Source organism: Actinocorallia longicatena, assembly GCF_039534125.1.
GTDB lineage: Bacteria > Actinomycetota > Actinomycetes > Streptosporangiales > Streptosporangiaceae > Actinocorallia > Actinocorallia longicatena.
This window is the reverse complement of record NZ_BAAAUV010000002.1, coordinates 484902-506441: the sequence shown is the minus strand read 5'-3', so window position 1 is coordinate 506441 and position 21540 is coordinate 484902. Positions and strand designations below refer to the sequence as shown.

Annotated in this window: 17 protein-coding genes and 3 tRNA genes; 13 read left to right on the top strand and 7 right to left on the bottom strand. The window is 71.1% G+C overall.

From position 1 onward, the window contains the following. Positions 1-12: 12 nt before the first annotated feature. Together ABD785_RS05375 and ABD785_RS05370 are read left to right on the top strand one after the other, a co-directional pair. Positions 13-86: transfer RNA gene (locus ABD785_RS05375), tRNA-Met, on the top strand. 213 nt (positions 87-299) lie between these two features. Further along, entirely contained in the window at positions 300-3380 is a 3081-nt protein-coding gene (locus ABD785_RS05370; RefSeq protein ID WP_344822750.1) for a M14 family metallopeptidase, read from the top strand. A gap of 52 nt (positions 3381-3432) precedes the next feature. On the opposite strand, the gene ABD785_RS05365 is transcribed toward ABD785_RS05370, so the two are convergent. Next, positions 3433-4575 carry a serine hydrolase domain-containing protein gene (locus ABD785_RS05365; protein WP_344822748.1) on the bottom strand — a complete coding sequence of 381 codons (1143 nt, stop codon included), beginning with the start codon at positions 4573-4575 and terminating at the stop codon, positions 3433-3435. 89 nt (positions 4576-4664) lie between these two features. Between ABD785_RS05365 and ABD785_RS05360 the strand changes: the two genes are divergently transcribed. Beyond that, positions 4665-5345 (top strand): hypothetical protein, encoded by a 681-nt coding sequence (locus ABD785_RS05360; protein WP_344822745.1) that lies wholly within the window; start codon positions 4665-4667, stop codon positions 5343-5345. Positions 5346-5360: 15 nt separating this feature from the next. Here the strand turns inward: ABD785_RS05360 and ABD785_RS05355 are convergent, their stop codons facing one another. Next, positions 5361-6092 (bottom strand): FadR/GntR family transcriptional regulator, encoded by a 732-nt coding sequence (locus ABD785_RS05355; protein ID WP_344822742.1) that lies wholly within the window; start codon positions 6090-6092, stop codon positions 5361-5363. 128 nt (positions 6093-6220) lie between these two features. Here ABD785_RS05355 and ABD785_RS05350 point away from each other — a divergent pair, with 128 nt between their 5' ends. The 6 genes from ABD785_RS05350 (at position 6221) to ABD785_RS05325 (ending at position 11715) form a co-directional block, all read left to right on the top strand. Then, on the top strand, positions 6221-7744 hold the full coding sequence (locus ABD785_RS05350; protein WP_344822739.1) for an amino acid permease: 1524 nt from the start codon (positions 6221-6223) through the stop codon (positions 7742-7744). 2 nt (positions 7745-7746) lie between these two features. Beyond that, positions 7747-9090, top strand: a complete 1344-nt coding sequence (locus tag ABD785_RS05345; protein WP_344822737.1) for a glutamine synthetase family protein — start codon at positions 7747-7749, stop codon at positions 9088-9090. Continuing rightward, positions 9090-10445, top strand: coding sequence for an aldehyde dehydrogenase family protein (locus tag ABD785_RS05340; protein ID WP_344822735.1), 1356 nt, complete (start codon positions 9090-9092; stop codon positions 10443-10445). The genes ABD785_RS05345 and ABD785_RS05340 overlap by 1 nt, the downstream gene beginning before the upstream one ends. Before the next feature lie 31 nt (positions 10446-10476). Further along, the gene (locus ABD785_RS05335; protein WP_344822732.1) at positions 10477-11241 is read left to right on the top strand and encodes a 3-oxoacyl-ACP reductase; all 765 of its coding nucleotides are present in this window, start codon (positions 10477-10479) and stop codon (positions 11239-11241) included. A 50-nt stretch (positions 11242-11291) separates the two neighbouring features. After that, positions 11292-11365: transfer RNA gene (locus ABD785_RS05330), tRNA-Met, on the top strand. Positions 11366-11641: 276 nt separating this feature from the next. Then, positions 11642-11715, top strand: a tRNA-Met gene (locus tag ABD785_RS05325). A 91-nt stretch (positions 11716-11806) separates the two neighbouring features. Here the strand turns inward: ABD785_RS05325 and bdeA are convergent. Beyond that, positions 11807-12673 carry a bis(hydroxyethyl) terephthalate hydrolase gene (bdeA, locus tag ABD785_RS05320; protein WP_344822730.1) on the bottom strand — a complete coding sequence of 289 codons (867 nt, stop codon included), beginning with the start codon at positions 12671-12673 and terminating at the stop codon, positions 11807-11809. Between the two features lie 253 nt (positions 12674-12926). On the opposite strand from bdeA, the gene ABD785_RS05315 reads away from it, so the two are divergent. Beyond that, the gene (locus ABD785_RS05315) at positions 12927-13430 is read left to right on the top strand and encodes a hypothetical protein (protein ID WP_344822728.1); all 504 of its coding nucleotides are present in this window, start codon (positions 12927-12929) and stop codon (positions 13428-13430) included. Here the strand turns inward: ABD785_RS05315 and ABD785_RS05310 are convergent. After that, positions 13427-13678: a DUF5955 family protein gene (locus ABD785_RS05310; protein ID WP_344822726.1), complete on the bottom strand. Its 252-nt coding sequence runs from the start codon at positions 13676-13678 to the stop codon at positions 13427-13429. The two genes, ABD785_RS05315 and ABD785_RS05310, sit on opposite strands and share 4 nt — an antisense overlap. A gap of 253 nt (positions 13679-13931) precedes the next feature. Here ABD785_RS05310 and ABD785_RS05305 point away from each other — a divergent pair, with 253 nt between their 5' ends. The 3 genes from ABD785_RS05305 to ABD785_RS05295 are packed head-to-tail and all read left to right on the top strand — an operon-like array spanning position 13932 to position 17325. After that, positions 13932-14225, top strand: a complete 294-nt coding sequence (locus tag ABD785_RS05305) for a ubiquitin carboxyl-terminal hydrolase 14 (RefSeq protein WP_344822723.1) — start codon at positions 13932-13934, stop codon at positions 14223-14225. Continuing rightward, positions 14222-15892 carry an FAD-dependent oxidoreductase gene (locus ABD785_RS05300; protein ID WP_344822719.1) on the top strand — a complete coding sequence of 557 codons (1671 nt, stop codon included), beginning with the start codon at positions 14222-14224 and terminating at the stop codon, positions 15890-15892. The genes ABD785_RS05305 and ABD785_RS05300 overlap by 4 nt, the downstream gene beginning before the upstream one ends. Continuing rightward, on the top strand, positions 15889-17325 hold the full coding sequence (locus ABD785_RS05295; RefSeq protein WP_344822717.1) for an ATP-binding protein: 1437 nt from the start codon (positions 15889-15891) through the stop codon (positions 17323-17325). The genes ABD785_RS05300 and ABD785_RS05295 overlap by 4 nt, the downstream gene beginning before the upstream one ends. Here ABD785_RS05295 and ABD785_RS05290 read toward each other — a convergent pair. The 3 genes from ABD785_RS05290 to ABD785_RS05280 are packed head-to-tail and all read right to left on the bottom strand — an operon-like array spanning position 17306 to position 21537. After that, positions 17306-18487: an ROK family protein gene (locus tag ABD785_RS05290; RefSeq protein WP_344822713.1), complete on the bottom strand. Its 1182-nt coding sequence runs from the start codon at positions 18485-18487 to the stop codon at positions 17306-17308. The two genes, ABD785_RS05295 and ABD785_RS05290, sit on opposite strands and share 20 nt — an antisense overlap. After that, positions 18484-19713: an RNA polymerase sigma factor gene (locus ABD785_RS05285; protein WP_344822711.1), complete on the bottom strand. Its 1230-nt coding sequence runs from the start codon at positions 19711-19713 to the stop codon at positions 18484-18486. The genes ABD785_RS05290 and ABD785_RS05285 overlap by 4 nt, the downstream gene beginning before the upstream one ends. 57 nt (positions 19714-19770) lie before the next feature. Then, the gene (locus tag ABD785_RS05280) at positions 19771-21537 is read right to left on the bottom strand and encodes a sigma-70 family RNA polymerase sigma factor (protein WP_344822709.1); all 1767 of its coding nucleotides are present in this window, start codon (positions 21535-21537) and stop codon (positions 19771-19773) included. Positions 21538-21540 lie beyond the last annotated feature (3 nt).

The following is a 21540-nucleotide window of genomic DNA, read 5'->3' as shown; positions in this document are numbered from 1 at the left end:
TGAACCTACCGACGCGGGGTGGAGCAGCTCGGTAGCTCGCTGGGCTCATAACCCAGAGGTCGCAGGTTCAAATCCTGTCCCCGCTACTAAGATCAAAGAACCGCCGCGATCCGAGAAATCGGACCGCGGCGGTTCTTTTTCATCTGCCCATGTTTGGGTCCGGTTACGTAATGGCACCAACACGGTTGGTTCTGGCCGCATTGTGACGGGGCGATTGACCGGCCGGTCTTCTCGAACGAATCTGATCTTTCCCCCATCGGATGGGGCCGGAGGTACGGTCCCACGTTCAGGAGGCGCCAGTGCGTCACCGGTTGACGTCGTTCTGCGCGGCGATCGTGCTCGGGGCCGGGCTGCTGGTGGCAGGTCCTGCCACCACGGTCTCGGCCGCCCCCGATCCCGCCGACAAGCTCAGGGTCTTCGCAGGACAGGTCACGCCCGAGCAGCTGAAGGTCATCCGCGACCTCGGCTTCGACCACGAGGACATCGCGCTCGGCGCGATGGCCGACGGAAAGACGGCCGTCGAGGTCGTCATGAGCTACGGCCTGGGCCAGTCCCTCAAGGCCAAGGGCATCCCGATCGAGGCCAAGCCCGAGAAGAAGAAGTCGCTCAAGGCCAAGAGCGCCGGGGTCTTCCGGCCCTACAGCGGTGCCGGCAACATCCGGGAGGAGATCGTCCAGGCGGCGGCCGACCACCCGGCGATCGCCAAGGCCGTCGACATCGGCACCGCGGGATCGGGACAGCCGATCACCGCGGTCCGCGTCTCGAAGGGCGCGGGAACGCTCCCGACGCCCAGCAACCGGCCCTCGGTCGTCATCCAGGCGGCCCAGCACGCCCGTGAGTGGATCACGCCGGAGACCGTCCGGCGGCAGCTCCACCACTTCCTCGACAACTACGGCACCAACGCCGAGATCACCCAGATCGTCGACACCACCGACCTGTGGTTCATCCCGGTCGTCAACGTCGACGGCTACGACCTGACCTTCGACCCCGACTTCCGGCTCTGGCGCAAGAACACCCGGGACAACAACGGCGACGGCGTCATCACCAACGGCGACGGCGTCGACCCGAACCGGAACTTCGCCTACAAGTGGGGCTACGACGACGAGGGCTCCTCGCCGAGCCCGTTCAGCGAGACCTACCGCGGCTCCGCCCCGAACTCCGAGGCCGAGACCAAGACCCAGGACTCCTTCATCGCGAAGCTGCGCCCCGAGTACATGGTCAACTACCACTCGGCCGCCCAGCTCCTGCTGTACGGCGTCGGCTGGCAGACCCAGACGCCCACCCCCGACGACCACATCTTCGAGGCCCTGCTCGGCGACGACGCCACCCCGGCGGTGCCCGGCTACGACCCGGACCTCGGCGCGGAGCTGTACACCACCAACGGTGAGACCGACGGCCACATGACGCAGCGGTACGGCACGCTGACGATCACGCCGGAGATGTCGACGTGCCAGTCGGCCAGCGAGGTCGACCCCGACGACCCGTGGCTGCCCGGGGACTGCGAGAGCGTCTTCAACTTCCCCGACGACGAGACGCTGATCCAGCAGGAGTTCACCAAGAACCTGCCGTTCATCCTGTCGGTCGCGAAGTCGGCGAAGACCCCGGACGAGCCCGTCTCCTCGCTCGGCAGGACCGTCCCGGACCTGGTGATCGACCCGTTCACCGTCTCGCACGGCACGACCCAGCCGGTCGCGGTCGAGGCCCGCAGGTCGCTGCGGGCGCTCGAGCTCAAGTACAAGGTCAACGGAGGGGCCACCAAGACCGCCACCGCCGCGCGCTGGAACGGCGGCGAGCGGTACGGCGACGAGGGCGACCTCTACTTCGGCGAGTACCGCGCCTCGGTCACCGGCACCGCGCCGGGCGACTCGGTCGAGGCCTGGTACGAGGCGAAGAAGAAGGGCGTGCCGATCGCGAGCGGCCACTTCACCTACAAGGTCGCCACCGACATCGGCGGGGACGTGCTCGTGCTGTCCGGCGAGGACGTCACCGGCGCCAGCCCCGTCCAGGGCGTCACGGCGTCGAAGTACGCCGCCTCCTACACGGCGGCGCTCACCGCGGCGGGCTACACCTCCGACGTCTACGACATCGACGCCAACGGCAGGACCGCCCCGCATCCGCTGGGCGTTCTCGGCCACTACAAGGCGGTCGTCTGGGAGACCGGCGACGACATCGTGACCCGGGCGGTCGGCCAGCCGGGCGGCACCGCGGCCAAGCTGGCGCTGACCAGCGAGCTGGCGGTCCGTGACTACCTCAACGAGGGCGGCAAGCTGCTGTACGCGGGCAAGTCGGCCGGGCTGGCTTCCGGAGCGGACGGGGTGTACTGGTACGAACCGGACGTCCCGGCGCAGCCGGAGTGCGCGGTCAGGTCCGACCCGCCGTGCCTGCCGCTGCTCAACGACTTCCTCCAGTACTACCTCGGCGCCTACAGCTACATCGACGGCGGGGGCACCGACCCGGCCACCGGCCAGCCCTACCCGGTCAAGAGCACCGAGACGCCGTTCGCCGGCTTCTCCGGGACGCTCAACGGCGGCACGGGGGCGAACAACCAGGACCACACGGCGTCGTTCCTGACGACGTCGAGCTTCCTGTCGCCGAAGAAGCACAAGGACTTCGCGGGCACGGCCCCGATCAAGTGGGACCGTCCCGGCGGGGCCCCGTTCGACCCCAGGACCGGCAGCCAGTACGTGTACAGCCAGGTCGCGGACGACTCCTACAAGAGGCTGACCAGCACGGTCGACCTCACCGGCAAGTCGTCGGGCAAGCTCACCTTCCAGACGTCCTACGAGACGGAGGCGGCCTGGGACCACGTGTTCGTCGAGGCCCACACCGTCGGCCAGGACGACTGGACGACCCTGCCCGACCTCAACGGCCACACCACCCAGGAGACCGGGGACAGCTGCGCGTCGGGCTGGCGCACGCTGCACCCGTTCCTGGACCACTATCAGGGCGCCGACTGCTCGCCCACGGGCACGACCGGGGCGTGGAACGCGGCCTCCGGCAAGTCCGGCGGCTGGCAGGAGTGGGCTGTCGACCTGACCCCGTACGCGGGCAAGAAGGTCGAGCTGTCGATCACTTACGTGAGCGACTGGGGCACCCAGCTCCTCGGCGTCTTCGTCGACGACGCCACCGTCACCGCCGACGGTGCCACGCTGAGCTCCACCTCGTTCGAGGCGGATCTCGGCGGCTGGACCGTCCCCGGCCCGCCCGCGGGCTCGGCGGCCGCTCCCAACGACTGGATCCGCACCGTGCGGGCCTTCGAGGAGGGCGCGGGAGTCGTCACGAAGGACTCGGTCTACGTCGGGTTCGGCGTGGAGGGGTTCTCGACGGAGGCGGCGCGCACCGACTTCGTCAAGAAGGCGATGAAGCACCTGATCGGCTGACCGGGTGAGGGACGGCCCGGAACCCGCGAGAAGGTTCCGGGCCGTTTCCGCGTCAGCGGTCCGCGCTCGCCGTGACGGCCTCGATGAGGCGGGCGTTCTCCGGAGCCGCGCCGCCGGGGTAGGCGAACCGGCGGCGGACGTAGGCGTAGGACAGGCCCCGGCCGGCGTCGGCGAGGGCCAGCGACCCCGCGGCTCCGCTGTGTCCGAAGGAGCGGGGGCTCAGGGACGGGTGCACGAGCGGGAGGTTCTCGAAGCCGAGCAGGAAGTGGTCGGGTTCGCCGGTGACCAGGTCGGTGCCCGTCACCTGGAGGCGGGTGACCTCGTCCAGGGTCGCGGGGGACAGCAGCGGCGGGCGTCCGCCGGACGCGGAGACCACGGCGGAGTAGAAGGCGGCGATGCCGCGGGCGTTGCCGACACCGCCCGCGGAGGCCTGGCCCAGGGCGCGGACGTGCCGGGTGTTGACGAAGTCCACCAGGTCCACGGGCTGGTCGCCGGTCATGAGGAAGGAATGGGCCAGGAGCTCGGGCGGCGCGGCCGCGGCGAGTTCCGCCTGCTGCGCGGGGGTGGGGAGCATCGGCAGGATCGGCAGGCAGCGGCCCTCGGCGCCGGCGGGGAGGCCGAGGAAGAAATCGAGGCGGTAGGGGGCGCGGACGCGCTCCTCGAAGATCTGCTGGATCGTGCGCCCGGTGGCGCGGCGGACGACCTCGCCGGTCAGCGCGCCGATCACGAACGCGTGGTAGCCGTAGCCGCCGCCCGGTTCCCAGGCGGGCTTCTGCTCGGCCAGCAGCGCCGCCGCCACCCGGTCGTCGGCGAGCTCCGCGACGGTCAGCCCGGCGTCGATGTTGACCACCCCGGCCTGGTGGGTGACGAGCTGCCGGAGCGTTAGGTCCCCCTTGCCGTGGGCGGCGAACTCGGGCCAGTGCTCCGCCACCCGGCCGTCGAGGTCGAGGACGCCCTCCTGGACGAGCAGGGCCACCACGAAGTGGGCCGCCCCCTTGGTGATGGAGTAGACGGGTGCCAGGGAGTCCGCGGTGGTCTCCGCGCCCGCCCACAGGTCGACCACGCGCTCCCCGTCCCGGTGGACGGCCAGCTGCGCCTCCGGCGGATGCTCCTCCCCGGCCAGGAAGGCTTCGAACTCTTCCCGCACCGGCTCGAAGCCCTCGGCTACGGTGCCTTCGACGGTGTGATCGGACATGTCGGCCCCCAGAGGTGATGACGGATGCTGTGGCCAACCTCCGGGCGAAGGCCGCCATTCCCGGCACGACGCGCGAAAGAGGGAGAACTGTGAAGAAGGCCTTGGGGATCGTGGTGGCCGTAGTCCTGCTGGCGGCCGGGGGAGCGGGGCTCGTGGCGGGACGGCTCCAGGCCGGCGAGGGCGGCTGGTTCGCGACGCCGTCGGCGCGGTTCGCGACCCCGACCTCCGGTTTCAAGACCGACGAGATCGACGTGGGGGACGCCGAGGCGAGGACCGCGAACCCCTCCATCGACGTCGGCGAGCTGGCCAGGCTCCGGATCAGGGTCGCCGCCGAGGATCCCGAGGCGCCCGTCTTCGTCGGGATCGGGCCGAAGGGCAAGGTCGAGGCCTACCTGAACGGCGCCGGTTACGAGGAGTTCGAGAGGGCGCGGCTCGACCCGTTCGGGGCGGTGTTCCGGCCCGTCCAGGGCGATGCGCCGAAGGATCCGCGGGCCGAGGGGTTCTGGGCGGCCTCTTCGGCGGGGGCCGGTGAGCGGGTCGTGGAGTGGGACGAATCCGGCGGGGCCTGGTCGCTGGTCGTCCTGCGGCTCGACGGGCGTCCGGGGCTGTCGGTGACCGCCTCGATGGGCCTGCGCTTCGGCTTCCTGGTGCCGGCCGGTGCCGCCGGGGTCGCGGCCGGAGTGCTGCTGCTGGTGTTCGTGCTGTGGCCCCGCCGCCGCGCGGGCGCGCCGGGGGAGCGCACGGAGTTCGTCTCCGGCGGGCCTGCCTGAGCCCTCCGGCGCGCCTCAGCCGAGGAAGCCGCGCAGGAGGGCGGCCGTGCCCTCGAGGTGCTCGGCCATGGCCTGGTGGGCGGCCTGGGGGTCGCTCGCGAGGATGGCGTCGACGACGGCGGCGTGCTGGACGGCCGCGTGCTCGATGTTGGGCTGGAGGACGGGGATCGCGTTGAGGAGATCGGTGACGCGCAGCCGGGCGTCGGCGCAGGCCGAGGCCAGCAGGGGCGAGCCGGTGAGCTCGGCGATCGTGAGATGGAAGCGGATGTCGAGGCGGCGGTACTCGGCGATCGAGGCCGTGTTGACGGCGGCGAGGGCCTCCAGGAGCTGGGACTCCTGGTCGGGGGACAGCTCGACCGTCGCCAGGTGCTGCGCGGCGCCCGTCTCGACGGCGTGGCGGTAGATGAGCGCGTCGTTGAGCGCGTCGCCGTGGCGGGCCGCGACCCGGGCCAGGTCGCCCTTGCGGGGGCGCGGCGGCTTGTAGGTGACGAAGGTGCCGCCGTTGCGGCCGCGGCGGGACTCCACGTAGCCCTCCTGCTGGAGGACCCTGATGGCCTCGCGGAGCGTCACCCGGCTGACGCCCAGCAGCGGGGCGAGCTCGCGTTCGGGCGGGAGCCGCTCGCCGTGGTCGACGACCCGCAGTTTGATCACCTGGAGCAGCCGCTCGACGGTCTCCTCGAAGGCGTTGCCCGCCCGCACGGGACGGAGCACGGCCGCGAGGGCCGTCGCCTCGCTGTCGATGAGCATCACGATCCCCCGGTGGTCGGCTCCGCCCTCGATGTTACTTCCCGGTTTCGGGTCTTGACGATCTACCCCGGATAATCGTTAATGGTCTGACATTAGACCGTTTACGGCTCCCGACCCCCGGAGGCGTTGTGAGCGTCAAAGAACCCGCCGACCAACCGACCCTGTCCGACGACGAGAGACGGCTGCACGAACTGGGGTACGCCCAGGAACTCAGCCGCTCGATGTCCGGCTTCTCCAACTTCGCGGTCTCCTTCACCATCATCTCGGTGCTGAGCGGCTGCCTGACGTCCTACACAATCGGCCTCAACGGCGGCGGCCCGGTGATCATCACCTGGGGCTGGCTCGGCGTCGGCGCGATGACCCTCCTGGTCGCGCTCGCGATGGCCGAGGTCTGTTCCAGCTATCCCACCGCGGGCGGCCTGTACTACTGGTCGGCCAAGCTCGCCAAGCGCAACCAGGCGGCCTGGTCGTGGTTCACCGGCTGGTTCAACTTCATGGGCCAGGTCGCGGTCACCGCGGGCATCGTCTACGGCTCGGCGTTCTTCCTGAACACCTGGCTGGATCTCGAGTTCGGCTTCGAGGTGACGCTCGGCCACAAGTTCCTGCTCTTCGCGGTGCTGCTGATCGTCCACGCGCTGCTGAACCAGTTCGGCGTGAAACTCGTCGCGCTGCTCAACAACATCAGCGTCTGGTGGCACGTGGCGGGCGTCGCGGTCGTCGTGGTCGTCCTGGCGCTCAAGCCGGACCACCACCAGTCGGCGGACTTCGTCTTCACCGAGTTCGTCAACGGGACGGGCTGGCAGTCGGCCCTGTACGCCGGGCTGATCGGCCTGCTGCTCGCCCAGTACACCCTCACCGGTTACGACGCCTCGGCGCACATGACCGAGGAGACCCACGACGCCGCCCGCTCGGGGCCGAAGGGCATCGTCAACTCCGTGCTGATCTCGGTCATCGCGGGCTGGATCCTGCTGCTGGCCGTCACCTTCGCCATCCAGGACTACGCCGGGGCCCAGGCCGACGGCGTTCCGGGGATCTTCACCTCGGCGGCGGGCGAGACCGTCGGCGGGCTGCTCATCCTGGTCTCCTTCGGCGCGCAGTTCTTCTGCGGCACCGCCTCGGTGACCGCCAACTCCCGCATGATCTACGCCTTCTCGCGGGACGGCGCGCTGCCGGCCTCCGACTTCTGGCACAAGATCAACAAGCGGACCAGGACGCCCACCAACGCGATCTGGCTCGCCGCGGGCGGCGCGTTCGTCCTGACGATCCCCGCGCTGTGGAACCTCACCGCCTACTACGCCGTGACGTCCATCGCCGTGATCGGCCTGTACGTCGCCTACGTCATCCCGACGTTCCTGCGCATCCGGCAGGGCGAGGACTTCCAGCCGGGACCGTGGAGCCTCGGCCGGTGGAGCAGGCCCGTCGGCATCCTCGCCGTCATCTGGGTCGGCTTCATCGCGATCCTGTTCATGCTCCCGACGGCGAGCCCCGTCACCAAGGACACCTTCAACTACGCGCCGCTCGCCGTGGCCGTCGTCCTCGGCGGATCGGGACTCTGGTGGATTCTCTCCGCCCGCAAGTGGTTCAAGGGACCCAAGGTTCAGGGTAGTGCTGAGGAACTGGCAGCGATCGAGGACGAACTGAGGGCCGTTTAGCCGTGACGCTGGAAGAACTGGCCGTGGCCGTGGAGGCGGGCCGCATCGACACCGTGATCATCGCGATCACGGACATGCAGGGCCGCCTCCAGGGCAAGCGACTGTCGTCCCGCTACTTCCTCGAGGAGGTGGCGGGGCACGGCAGCGAGGGCTGCAACTACCTGCTGGCCGTGGACGTCGACATGAACACCGTCGACGGATACGCGATGTCGTCGTGGGAACGCGGCTACGGGGACTTCGTGATGCGTCCCGACCTGGGGACGCTCCGGGAACTCCCCTGGCAGGACGGCGCGGCGCTGGTCTTCGCCGACCTGGTGTGGGAGGACGGCACGGACGTCGCCCCCTCGCCCCGGCAGATCCTGCGCAGCCAGCTCGACCGGCTCGCCGAACGCGGCTGGGGCGCCTACGTGGGCACCGAGCTGGAGTTCATCGTCTACCAGGACACCTACGAGGAGGCCTGGAAGAAGGCCTACCGCGACCTGACCCCCGCCAACCAGTACAACGTGGACTACTCGCTGCTCGGCGGGGCGAGGGTCGAACCGCTGCTGCGGCGCATCCGCAACGAGATGACCGGGGCCGGGATGTACGTCGAGTCGGCGAAGGGGGAGTGTAACCTCGGCCAGCACGAGATCGCCTTCCGCTTCGCCGACGCGCTCACCACCTGCGACAACCACTCCTTGTACAAGACAGGGGCCAAGGAGATCGCGGCGCAGGAGGGCATGGCCCTGACCTTCATGGCCAAGCCGAACGAGCGCGAGGGCAACTCCTGCCACATCCACATCTCACTGCGCGACGGTGACGGCAGGCCGGTCATGGCGGGGCCGGGCCCGCACGGGCTGTCCGAGCTCGGCGCGAGCTTCATCGCGGGACAGCAGGCCTGCCTGCGCGACCTCACCCTGCTCTACGCCCCGAACATCAACTCCTACAAACGGTTCCAGCCCGGCTCGTTCGCGCCGACCGCGATCAAGTGGGGGCTCGACAACCGCACGTGCGCGCTGCGGCTCGTCGGGCACGGGCCGTCGCTGCGGGTCGAGAACCGGGTGCCGGGCGGCGACGTCAACCCCTACCTCGCCGTCGCGGGCCTGATCGCCGCCGGGCTCCACGGCATCGACAACGGGCTCGAACTGGAGGAACCCTTCACCGGGAACGCCTACACGAGCGGCGCGGCGACCGTCGTGGGGACGCTGCGGGAGGCCCGCGCCGACTGGATCGCCAGCCCGGTCGTCCGCGACGTCTTCGCCCCCGAGGTCGTGACCCACTACGCGAACTACGCGCAGGTCGAGCTCGACGCCTACGACCGGGCCATCACCGACTGGGAGATGTTCCGGGGATTCGAAAGGTTGTGATGGACGTCATCAATCCGGCGACCGAAAAGGTCGTCGCCACCGTCGCTCTCGCCTCCGCGGAGGAGACGGACGCCGCCGTGGAGCGTTCCGCCCGCGCCTTCGAGCGGTGGCGGGCGGTCGGCCCCGGCGACAGGGCCCGGCTGCTGCGCGCCTTCGCCGAGCGGATCGACGCCCACCTCGAAGAGCTCGCCGGGCTCGAGGTCGCCAACGCCGGCCACCCCATCGGGCAGGCCCGCTGGGAGGCCGGCAACCTCCGCGACGTCCTCGGCTACTACGCGGGGGCGCCCGAACGGCACACCGGGCTGCAGATCCCGGTGGCGGGCGGCATGGACGTCACGTTCAAGGAGCCCCTCGGCGTCGTCGGCGTGATCGTGCCGTGGAACTTCCCGATGCCGATCATGGGCTGGGGAGCGGCCCCCGCGCTCGCCGCGGGGAACACCGTGATCGTCAAGCCGGCGGAATGGACCCCCCTGACCGCGCTGCGCGTCGCGGAGATCGCCCTCGAGGCCGGGCTGCCCGAGGACGTCTTCCAGGTGCTGCCCGGTGAGGGGCCCATCGCCGGACGGCGGCTCGTCGACCACCCGTCCGTCCGGAAGATCGTGTTCACCGGGTCGTCGCGGGTCGGCAAGGAGCTGATGGCGGCCTGCGCCCCCCAGGTCAAACGGCTCACCCTCGAGCTCGGCGGCAAGAGCGCCAACATCGTCTTCGCCGACTCCGACCTCGAGAAGGCCGCCGCCAGCGCCCCCTACGCGGTCTTCGAGAACGCCGGGCAGGACTGCTGCGCGCGCTCCCGGATCCTCGTCCAGGAGACGGCCTACGAGCGCTTCATGGAACTCCTGGAGCCGGCTGTCAAGGGGGTGATCGTCGGGGATCCGCGAGCCGAGGCCACCGAGGTCGGGCCGCTCGTCAGCGCCGCCCACCTCGACCGGGTCCGCGCCTACGTGCCCGACGGGGCCCCCATCGCGTTCCAGGGCTCGGCGCCCGAAGGCCCCGGGTACTGGTTCCCGCCGACCGTCCTCGCCGGGCCCGGCCACGCCGGACTCCCCGCCTGGACCGAGGAGGTCTTCGGGCCCGTCGTCACCGTCGCGCCCTTCAAGGACGAGGCCGACGCCGTCCGCATCGCCAACGACACCGCCTACGGGCTGTCCGGATCGATCTGGACCCGCGACCTCGGCCGCGCCCTCCGCATGGCCCGCGCCGTCGAAGCCGGGAACCTCTCCGTCAACTCCCACTCCTCGGTCCGCTACTGGACCCCCTTCGGCGGCTTCAAGGAATCCGGATTCGGGCGCGAACTCGGCCCCGACGCCCTCGACGCCTTCACCGAGACCAAGAACGTCTTCATCTCCACCGACTGAGACTCCACCGACTGATGGGAAAGACCTGAACATGCAGCGCCTCGAAGGCCGGGTGGCCGTCGTGACCGGCGGAGCCAGCGGCATCGGCCTCGCCACCGCCCGCCGCTTCACGTCCGAAGGAGCCACCGTCGTCATCGCCGACCTCGACGAACCCCGAGGCGAGCGGTACGCCGGCGAACTCGGCGGCCTGTACGTCAAGGTCGACGTCACCAGCGAACAGGAAGTCCAGAACCTCTACGCCGTCACCCACGACACCTACGGCCGCATCGACATCGCCTTCAACAACGCCGGCATCTCCCCGCCCGACGACGACTCCATCCTCACCACCGGCCTGGAGGCCTGGAAGCGCGTCCAGGACGTCAACCTCACCAGCGTCTACCTCTGCTGCAAACACGTCATCCCCTACATGCAGGCCGCCGGCAAGGGCTCCATCATCAACACCGCCTCCTTCGTCGCCCGCATGGGCGCCGCCACCTCACAGATCTCCTACACCGCCTCCAAGGGCGGCGTCCTCGCCATGTCCCGCGAACTCGGCGTCCAGTTCGCCCGCGAAGGCATCCGCGTCAACGCCCTCAGCCCCGGCCCCGTCAACACCCCCCTCCTCCAGGAACTCTTCGCCAAGGACCCCGAACGCGCCGCCCGCCGCCTCGTCCACATCCCCACCGGCCGCTTCGCCGAACCCGAGGAAATCGCCGCCGCCGTCGCCTTCCTCGCCAGCGACGACTCCAGCTTCATCACCGCCGCCGAATTCCTCGTGGACGGCGGAATCTCCGGCGCCTACGTCACCCCCCAGTGACCCCCGATTTGCGTAACCCCCCGCCCGGGCATAGCCTCAACCCATACCGACGCGGGGTGGAGCAGCTCGGTAGCTCGCTGGGCTCATAACCCAGAGGTCGCAGGTTCAAATCCTGTCCCCGCTACGAGCCGTAGAGCCGGTGTGGTCGAAGCATTCGCTTCTTTCCGCACCGGCTCTTCGCATTTCCCCCGGGGGACGACCCCCGGACCCCCGGCGGTCAGGGGCTGCGCCCCCGACACCCCGCCCACCCGCGCAGGGCCGGGGTGGGTGGGCGGGTGTCGGGTGGGCGGGTGGGTCTTCTTTTCTCTGGCTTGTTCGTTTTCCGTGCAAGTGCTTCTCTGGGTGATTTTTCGTCGTGGTCGGAGGAGTGCTTTGGGGGCGGTAGAGTTGGGTTTACCGACGCGGGGTGGAGCAGCTCGGTAGCTCGCTGGGCTCATAACCCAGAGGTCGCAGGTTCAAATCCTGTCCCCGCTACTCACAGGCGAAGGCCGCATCTCTTTGAGATGCGGCCTTCGCTGTTTTTCGGGTTGGGGGTTCTGTCTGCTGGCTTTGTCCCTGGCCTTTTTTACGAGGTGTGGGGGCAGTTGCCCCTGTACTGCTCGATGGTGAGGCTGGCGGTGGGGAGGGGGCAGAGGAACTGCTCGTAGCGGGTGTCGTTGTCGATGAAGCGCTTGAGCCAGGAGATGGAGTACTTGGCGATGGTGGTGTTGGAGGAGTTCGGGGTGAAGTGGGTGGCGCCGTTCAGGCGGAGGTAGGCGCGGTCCAGGGAGGACGGGAGCGTGTTGTAGAAGGGCTCGGCGTGGGTGCCGGCCGGGGCGATGGTGTCACCGTCGGCGCCGAAGATCAGGGTGGGGGTGCGGACCTCGGGCCAGGTCTTGTCCGTGTCCCACGGGGTCAGGGGGATCGCGGCCTTCAGGGACGTGCGGTCCTTCGCCGCCTCCAGGGTGCCGCCGCCACCCATCGAGTGGCCCATCACGCCCAGGCGGGAAGCGTCGATGCGGGTGCGGACCGAGCTCTGCTGGGTCAGGTAGTCCAGCGCCGCCAGGAGCTGGTCGCCGCGGCTCGCCGGCTGGTCCGACGTGGTGTTGGTGTCGATCGTGAAGATCACGAAGCCCTGGGAGGCCAGGCGCGGGCCCAGCCAGGCCATGCTCGACTGGTAAGCCGTGAAGCCGGGGGCCACCGCGATCGCGCCGAACGTGCCGGAGGACGTCGACGTCGGGTAGTAGATCGTGCCGCCGCCGAAACCGGTCACCAGCGACGAGACCGTCGTCTGCGAGACCGCGAACGTGCCCCTGGACGCCTCGATGCTCGAGTTCGTCGGGGCCGGGCCTCGCTCGTAGGGGTTCTCCGCCGAGCTCGCGGACGTCGCACCGGCGACACCCGCGACGGCCAGGGCCGCGGTCAGGGTCAGGACCTTGATTCTGCTGAACATGGAGGCTCCTCTCGAACCGGCCCACAGCGGCGAGGGGGGGATGCCGGGGGCCGATGCCAGAACTATGGGCGCCCCGCGCCCGCCGCGAATCGGGCGAACCACCAGCGTTGCGGGCCGACGGATTGGCACGTGCCAATACGACCCCTTCGGGGCGTTCGAGTCTTCTGTCGTGAATACGGCCGTTATCGGCCTGGTGAGGCCAGGATCGGCCTTCATGTGGTGATCCCTGGGACTCTCATGAGACTGATGCGGGATGAGCCTCAAACGGGTTGCCCTGTGCCTGCTGCCGGTCGTCGCGGCGGGAGTGGTCTACGGAGTCCTGGCGGACGCGTCGCTGCCGATCGCGCGGTTCGAGTTCGCGGGGGACGCCGCGACGGCGCGAGAACTCACCGCCGGACGGGTGGAGGCCTTCCGCGACTCCCTCGCCGCCGACTACGTGTTCATCGCCGGATACGTCGCCACTCTCGTCCTCGCGTCCCTCGCCGGATGGCCGGGGCGGCGGCTCGGGATCGCAGGGGCGGCCTGCGCGGTCGGCGCGGGGATTCTCGACGTCGTCGAGAACGTCCATCTGGCGCTGGGGCTGTCGCGGTGGGAGGACGCCCTGTTCGCCCGGGCCGCCCTCGCTTCCGGAGTGAAGTTCGCGCTGGTGGGCGCCGCCCTGGTGATCGGCGTCACGGGGCTCGTCAGGGTCGCGCGCGGGCGCTCGCGCACGCCCGCGGTGACGGAGCGGGGGACCGAGGGGGCGGGGGTCCGCTAAGCCAGCAGGTTGCGGACGGACTCGACGGCCGTCAGCAGCGGGGCCACCGTGGAGACGCGGTGGGTCAGGCGGGACAGGGCCGAGTCGCGGCGGGCCACGTCCGGACGGGCGGAGGTGGCCTCCTCGCGGAGGTCGCGGAGGTCGCGGGCGGCGTGCTCCGGCTCCTCCAGGGCGTCGGCATGGGTGCCGAGGAGTTCCTCCACACGGTCGAGGGCGGCAGCCAGCGGGGTGGTGGGGGCGTGAGGCATATCGGGTCCGTTCTGAGGGGGCGGGGCTGGTCGAGGGCGTTCGCGGCGCCGGTCCACCCGGCGCCGGTACCGCGTAGTCCGCGTCATCACCGGCACGACCGTTCGCCACGGAAAGTTACCGTCACGGCCGTCGCATGAAGCGGTAAATGCCCGAACCGTGACAACGGCGCAGCAAGAGCCGCATCAGGGGGCGTGCGCCGAACGTCACGATCACGACGGAACGGTCCGGCGAAGCGCGACGTAGGATCTTGTCATGGCACAGACCTGTACACATCTGGATCAGATCAAGGCCGAGGCGCAGCCCTCGGCCGCGGGATGTGAGGACTGCCTGCGGCTCGGGGGACGCTGGGTGCATCTGCGGATGTGCCGTGTCTGCGGGCACGTCGGCTGCTGTGACTCCTCGCCCGCCAGGCACGCGACGGCGCACTTCCACGAGACCGGCCATCCGCTGATCACCTCCTTCGAACCGGGGGAGAGCTGGGGCTGGTGCTACGTCGACGAGGGCTCGTTCAGGGCCGCCGGCCTGGAGGACTTCTCCCACTCATGAGCGGTGAAGCCGAACGCGCGGTCCTGCTGTCCGTCGACGACGACCCGTCGGTCTCCCGGGCCGTCGCACGCGACCTGCGCAGGAAGTACGGCGAGAAGTTCAGGATCGTCCGGGCGGGCTCCGGCGCCGAGGGCATCGAGGCGCTGAAGGAGCTCAAGCTCAAGGGCGCCCGGGTGGCCGTCATCCTGGCGGACTACCGGATGCCGGAGATGTCCGGGATCGAGTTCCTCGAGCAGGCGATGGACATCTATCCCCGCGCCCGCCGCGCCCTGCTGACGGCCTACGCCGACACGGACGCGGCCATCGCGGCGATCAACGTGGTCGACGTCGACCACTACCTGCTCAAGCCCTGGGACCCGCCCGAGGAGAAGCTCTACCCGGTCGTCGACGCGATGATCACCTCCTACAAGGCCGAACCCGACTCCGCGGGCGCCGAGACCAAGGTGATCGGGCACCGCTGGTCGCCGCCGTCCTTCGAGGTCCGCGACTTCCTGGCCCGCAACGCCATCCCCTACCGGTGGTTCCAGATCGACGACCCGGAGGCCGTCAGGCTGCTCCAGGCCGCCGACCTCGAGCAGGGCGTCACGCTGCCCGTGGTGGTCACCCCGGACGGAGAGGCGCTGGTCGCCCCGTCGGCGGGACGGCTCGCCTCGGCGGTCGGCCTGTCCACGACCCCGGCGACCGACCTGTACGACCTGGTCGTGGTCGGCGGCGGCCCCGCGGGCCTCGGCGCGGCCGTGTACGGCGCCTCCGAGGGGCTGCGGACCCTGCTGGTCGAGCGGTACTCCACCGGCGGGCAGGCCGGGCAGTCCTCGCGGATCGAGAACTACCTGGGCTTCCCCGACGGGGTCTCCGGCGGGCAGCTGACCGACCGGGCGCGGCGGCAGGCCGTCAAGTTCGGGACCGAGATCCTCACCACCTGCGACGTCACGGGCCTGCGCGCCGACGGACCGGCCAGGACCCTGACGTTCGGGGACGGCCGCGAGGTCACGGCGCACACCGTGATCGTGGCGACCGGGGTGTCCTACCGCGAGCTGGCCGCGCCGGGCGTCCAGGAGCTGACCGGGCGCGGCGTCTTCTACGGCTCGGCGATGACCGAGGCGGACGCCTGCGCGGGCGACGACGTGTACATCGTCGGCGGCGCCAACTCGGCGGGGCAGGCCGCGGTGTTCTTCTCCCGGGTCGCCAAGTCGGTCACCCTGGTGATCAGGGGCGACTCGCTCGACCGGAGCATGTCGTACTACCTGATCGAGCAGCTCCGGGCGATCGAGAACGTGACGGTGCGGACCGAGACGGTCGTCGGCGAGGCGCACGGCGAGGAGAGACTCGAGGCGCTCACGTTGTGCAACACCGACGGAAGACTCGAACGCGTCGACGCCAACCACCTTTTCGTCTTCATTGGTGCGCAGCCACGCACGGATTGGCTGGCAGACACCCTTGACCGCGATGCCAACGGCTTCATCAGGACGGGCACCGATCTCTTCGTCGAGGGACGGCGTCCGGGCGGCTGGCCGCTCGACCGCGATCCCTGGCCGCTGGAGTCGAGCGTGCCGGGCGTGTTCGTGGCGGGCGACGTCCGCGCGGAATCGATCAAACGGGTCGCGTCGGCGGTGGGCGACGGCGCGATGGCGGTCTCGCTCGCCCATCGCTTCCTGGGAGCGTCATGAAGATCACCGAGTCGGAGGGGCGTCTGGCCCCCGAAGAGCTCCGCAGGCTGTTCCTGTTCGAGGCGCTGACCGACGACCAGCTCGGCTGGCTGTCGGAGAACGGCTGGGTCGCCTCGGCCCCCGCGGACGCGATCGTGTTCACCGAGGGAGAGCCCGCGGAGGTGTTCCTCCAGCTCCTGGAGGGGACCATCGCGCTGAGCTACCGGGTCGGCCAGGACGACGTCGAGACGGTCAGGACCGACCACTTCGGCGCCTACGCCGGGTCGGTCCGCGCCTACGTGACGGGCGAGGGGGCGGAGGAGGGCTACACCGCGACGCTCCGCGCCTGCACGGACTGCACCTTCTTCGTGCTGTCCAACACCGACTTCCGCTGGGTCATGGAGACCTGGTTCCCGATGTCGGTCCACCTGCTCGAGGGCCTGTTCCTCGGGATGCGCAACCGGCAGACCATGGTCGGCCAGCGCCAGCAGCTCCTGGCGCTCGGCCAGCTCAGCGCCGGGCTCATGCACGAGCTGAACAACCCGGCGGCGGCGGCCGTCCGGGCCACCGCGACGCTGCGCGAGCGGGTCGCGGGCACCCGCCACAAGATGGCGAAGATCGCCCACGAGCGGATCGACCCGCGGCTGCTGATGCTGCTCGTCGACTTCCAGGAGGAGGCCGTCCAGCAGATCAAGGACGCGCCCAAGCTCAGCGCGGTGCAGGAGTCCGAACGCGAGGACGAGGTCTCCGACTGGCTCGACGACCACGACTGCCGCAACGGCTGGGAGATCGCGCCGATCTTCGTCGGGGCGGGGATCGACCCCGGGTTCCTCGACCGGATCGCCGAGCAGGCGCCGCCGGAGCTGCTGGAGGGGGCGACCCACTGGCTGGCCTACACGCTCGAGTCCGAGCTGCTGCTGAACGAGATCGAGGACTCCGTCCACCGGGTGTCGTCGCTGGTCGCGGCCGCCAAGCAGTACTCCAACATGGACCGGGGGCCGTTCGAGCGGGCCGATCTGCACGCCGGGCTGGAGAGCACGCTGGTCATGCTCAACGGCAAGCTCGCCGGGCTGGAGGTCGTCACGGACTTCGACCGGTCGCTGCCGCCCGTCCCGGTGTACGCGGGCGAGCTCAACCAGGTGTGGACCAACCTGATCGACAACGCCGCCCAGGCCATGGAGGGCAGCGGCCGGCTCACCCTGAGGACCTCGCGCGACGGCGACCGGGTCCGGGTGGACATCACCGACAGCGGCCCCGGCATCCCCGACGCCCTCCAGTCGCGGATCTTCGAGCCGTTCTTCACCACCAAGCCCATCGGCCAGGGGACCGGCCTCGGCCTGGACATCTCCTACCGGATCGTCGTCAACCGGCACGGCGGCGACCTCGCGGTCTCCTCCCGTCCGGGGGAGACCCGGTTCTCGGTCTACCTGCCGCTCACCGAACGGCCGTCATAGGGTCCTCGAGCAGGGCGGCGAAGGCCAGCTCGGCGGCGCCCGCCAGGGTGGCGTCGTCGGCGAGGGCCGAGGTGGCGAGGCGGACCCGCTCGCGGGAGACCGGCAGCACGTGCCGGTCGATCCTGCGCCGGACGGGCTCCGCCGTGCCGCGGTAGAGGTCGCGCAGCACCCCGCCGAAGACCACCAGGCCGGGATTGAACAGGTTGATCAGGTTCACCACGCCGACGCCGAGCCAGTCCCCGATCCGGTCGAGGGCCTCGCGGGCGGCCGGATCACCGCCGTCCGCCAGCGCGACGACCGCGCCGACGCCCGCGCGGCCCACGAGTTCCCCGGCCCGTCCGGCGTGCTCCAGCAGGGCCTGCTCGCCGACCTCGGCCTCCAGGCAGCCGCGCGAGCCGCACAGGCACGGACGGCCGTCGAAGGGGTTCACCAGCATGTGCCCGACCTCGCAGCCGTAGCCGCCGTCACCGTCGAGGAGCCGGCCGCCGACGATGATCCCGCCGCCGACCCCGACGTCCCCGTGCAGGTAGACGAGGTTCCGGTGGCCCACTCCCGCGCCCCGCAGATGCTCGGCGACGGCCCCGAGATGGGCCTCGTTGCCGACCTCGACCGGGAGAGCGAGGCCGAGCCCGGCGGCGAGGGCGGGGCCGAACGCCTGGTCCTGCCAGCCGAGGTGCGGCCCGTACCTGACCATGCCGTCGGCGCGCCTGACCATGCCGCAGTAGGACGCGCCGATCCCCACGCAGGTGGCGTCCGGGTCGAGGAGGTCGCGCCCGAACCTTGCGAGGACGCCCACCACGTCGCCGAGATCCACGCCCGTGCGGGGCCGCACCGCCTCGCGCCGGGCCAGGACCACGCCGCCGAGCCCGACCCGCGCCGCGACCAGCCGGTCCACGGCCACGTCGAAGGCCAGCACGTAGCAGCGGCGCGACGCGGGCGACACGACGAGCGAGGGGCGGCCGGCCCGCCCGGTGTCGGCGGGGGCGTCCTCGGTGACCAGTCCCGCTGCGGTGAGCTCGGCCGTCAGGGCCATGATCGTGCTGCGGTTGAGGTCGAGCCGCCCGGCGAGGACCGACCGCGAGACCGGCCCGCCCAGATGGACCTCGCGCAGGACCGCCCCGAGGTTGCGGCGGCGGACCTCCTCCCCGCCCCTCGCCGTCACAGGTCCGCCGCGCGGGACAGCAGCAGGGCGCGCTCGCGGGCGTTCCGGGTGAGGGCAGCGGCCCGCTGGAGCTCGGCGCGCGCCTCCTCGCGCCGGTCCAGCCGGACGAGGAGGTCGCCCCGGACGGCCGGCAGCAGGTGGTAGTCCCGCAAGGACGGCTCGCCGGTGAGCTGGTCGAGCAGGGTCAGCCCGAGGGCGGGACCGTAGGCCATCGACAGGGCGACGGCCCGGTTCAGCTCGACGACGGGGGAGCCGGTGCGGCGGGCCAGCTCCTCGTAGTGTCCGGCGATGGCCCGCCAGTCGGTGCCCTCGACGGTGTGGGCGCGGGCATGGCAGGCGGCGATCGCGGCCTGGAGATGGTAGACGCCGCGCTCGGCGGTCAGGGCGTCGGCGGCGGCCAGGGCGGCGAGGCCGCGGGTGATCAGCAGCCGGTTCCACAGGTCCCGGTTCTGGTCGGTGAGCAGGACCGGGTCTCCCGCGGCGTCGGTGCGGGCGGCCGTCCGGGACGCCTGGATCTCCAGCAGGGCCTGGAGCGCCTGCGCCTCGGGTTCGGCGGGCATCAGGGCCGCGACGAGCCGCGCCAGCCGCAGGGCCTCGGCGCAGAGCTCCGGACGCATCCAGTCGTCGCCCGCCGTCGCCGTGTACCCCTCGTTGAAGACCAGGTAGACGACCTCGAGGACCGACGCCAGCCGTTCGGCCAGCTCCGGGCCCTCGGGAACCTCGAACTCCACCTCGGCCTTCGCCAGCGCCTTCTTCGCCCGGACGATCCGCTGCGCCACCGCGGGCTCCGTGGCCAGGAACGCCCGCGCGATCTCCCCGGTGGTCAGCCCGCCGAGCAGCCGCAGCGTCAGCGCCACCTTGGCCTCGGTCGGCAGCACGGGATGGCAGGCGGTGAAGACCAGCCTGAGGACGTCGTCCTCGATGAACTCGTGCCGCTCCAGGCCGGTGGTGAACGCGGTGGAGCGGCCGACCTCGTCGAGCTTGCGCCGGTAGTTCTCCTCGCGCCGGATGAGGTCGATCGCCCGGCGCTTGGCCACGGTCATCAGCCAGGCGCCGGGATTGCGCGGGACGCCCTCGGCGGGCCACTGCTCCAGGGCCGCCACCAGGGCGTCCTGGGCCAGCTCCTCGGCCAGCCCGACGTCGCGCACGAGCCGGGTCAGCGCGGCGACCACCCGGGCTGCCTCGATCCGCCAGACGGCCTCGACGGCTCCGTGGGTTCGGGTCACGGGGCCATCCCAGCACTGGGCCCCCGCCGCCGCAAGCCGCGCCGCGCGGCGCCCGGATCAGCGGGTTCGCGGCGCCCTGCGGAAGGCGGTGCCCATGGCCGTCGGCGTGCCGTCCGCGCGGTAGAGGCCGGTGCCGCTGTCCGGGGTCGAGGGAAGCCCGAACCAGGCGTAGCGCTGGACGTAGGGGAGCTTGCCGATCATCTTCGCGGACGCGGTGATGAACGCCGCCTGGTTCTTCGGCGAGGGGTACTTCGGCCCGCCGCCGAAGTTCATCAGCGCGTACTCGGTCAGCCAGATCGGCTTGCCGTACCGCTTGTGGACGGCCGTCAGATAGCTCCTGAGCTGGGAGACCGCGGGCTTGGTGCGGAAGTCGTAGCCGTACCAGTGGACGGTGACGAAGTCGACGCGGTAGTGCCGGGCCGCCGCGCCCCTGAGGAAGCGGTCGAGCCAGCCGCCGGGCGCCGCGGCGTTCACCGCGACGGCCGGGCTGCCCAGCTTCTTGCCGGTGCGCATCAGTCTCGGCCACAGGTCCAGGGCCTGCTCGACGGTCATGTTCGCCTGTTCGCGCAGGTCGGGTTCGTTGAAGCCGAGCAGGTACCTGCCCTTGGCCCGGGAGACGTCCTTGACGTCGGAGGCCGCCCGGATCATCGGCACGAACTCGACGCCCGAGGGGGAGGCGATCCCGTCGTGGCCCACGCCCCAGCTGTAGAACCAGCAGGCGCCCGAGGCCTTCAGCGCCTTCTTCGACGCGCTGAACCGCCAGCTCGCGACCCCCTTCAGGCACGCCTTCCCGGGCTTCGGCGCGGCCTTGGGCGCCGCCTTCGGCTTCGCGGCGGCGGGCTCGCCGGTCTGAGGCGTGCGTCCGGCGCCGGCCGTCACGGCGGCCGACGGCCCGGAGGTGACGTTCGCGGCCGGCCGGGCGTCGGAGCCGTGCAGGGTCCCGAAGGCGATCACCCCGGCGACCGAGGCGGCCACCGCGGGCACCGCGATCGCGCTCTTGCCCAGCCCGAGGCCCTTGCCGAACCCGCCGCCCGAGGACGGGGCGGAGAACTGCCGGGCGGCCAGGCGCGGCAGCGGATGGAACTCCACCGGGACGGGCACCAGGAGGATGCCCGCGAGCAGCCGCTCGGCCGGGATGAGCCGTTCGGGCGCGCCGGAGCAGGCCCGGCACTCGGCGATGTGGCGGGCGAACCGCTTGCGGGCCACCGAGCTCGGCTCGCCGTCCCAGCCGGGCAGCCCGGGGCAGCGGGTCTCCGCCTTCAGGACCCGGACGATGGACCGCGCGGTGTCGAGCTGTTCGCGCATCCGCTGGACCCGGACCGCGACCTGGGCGGGCGGCAGTTCCAGGGCGACGGCCAGGTCGGCGCGCGTCAGCTCGCCCGCCTGCTCCAGCCACCACAGCGAGAGCGTCTCGCGGTGCGAGGGGTCCAGCCAGCGGGTGGCCTCGGCGATCTCGCGGCGCTCACCGGACAGGCCGAGCCGCAGGACCGTCAGATCGGCGAAGTCGGGGGCGGACGCCCGGTCGAGGGTCGTGTGCCGGTCGGCGACCTCCCGCCGGACGGCCTGGTGGTCGCGGATCTGCCGGACGGCGATCGCGATCAGCCACGACCGGAACTTCGCGGGCTCCCGCAGCGCGGGAAGCCCGCGCAGGACCTTGACGACGGTCTCCTGCACGACGTCGTCGACGTCCGGATGACCGTCGAGGGCCCGTCCCACCACGTTGTACAGCAGCGGCAGGCAGGCCTCGACCAGGGCGGCAACGGATTCCCGGTCGCCGGAACGCGCGGCGACGACCGTCTCCTCGAGCATCGGGTTCTCACTCACTTA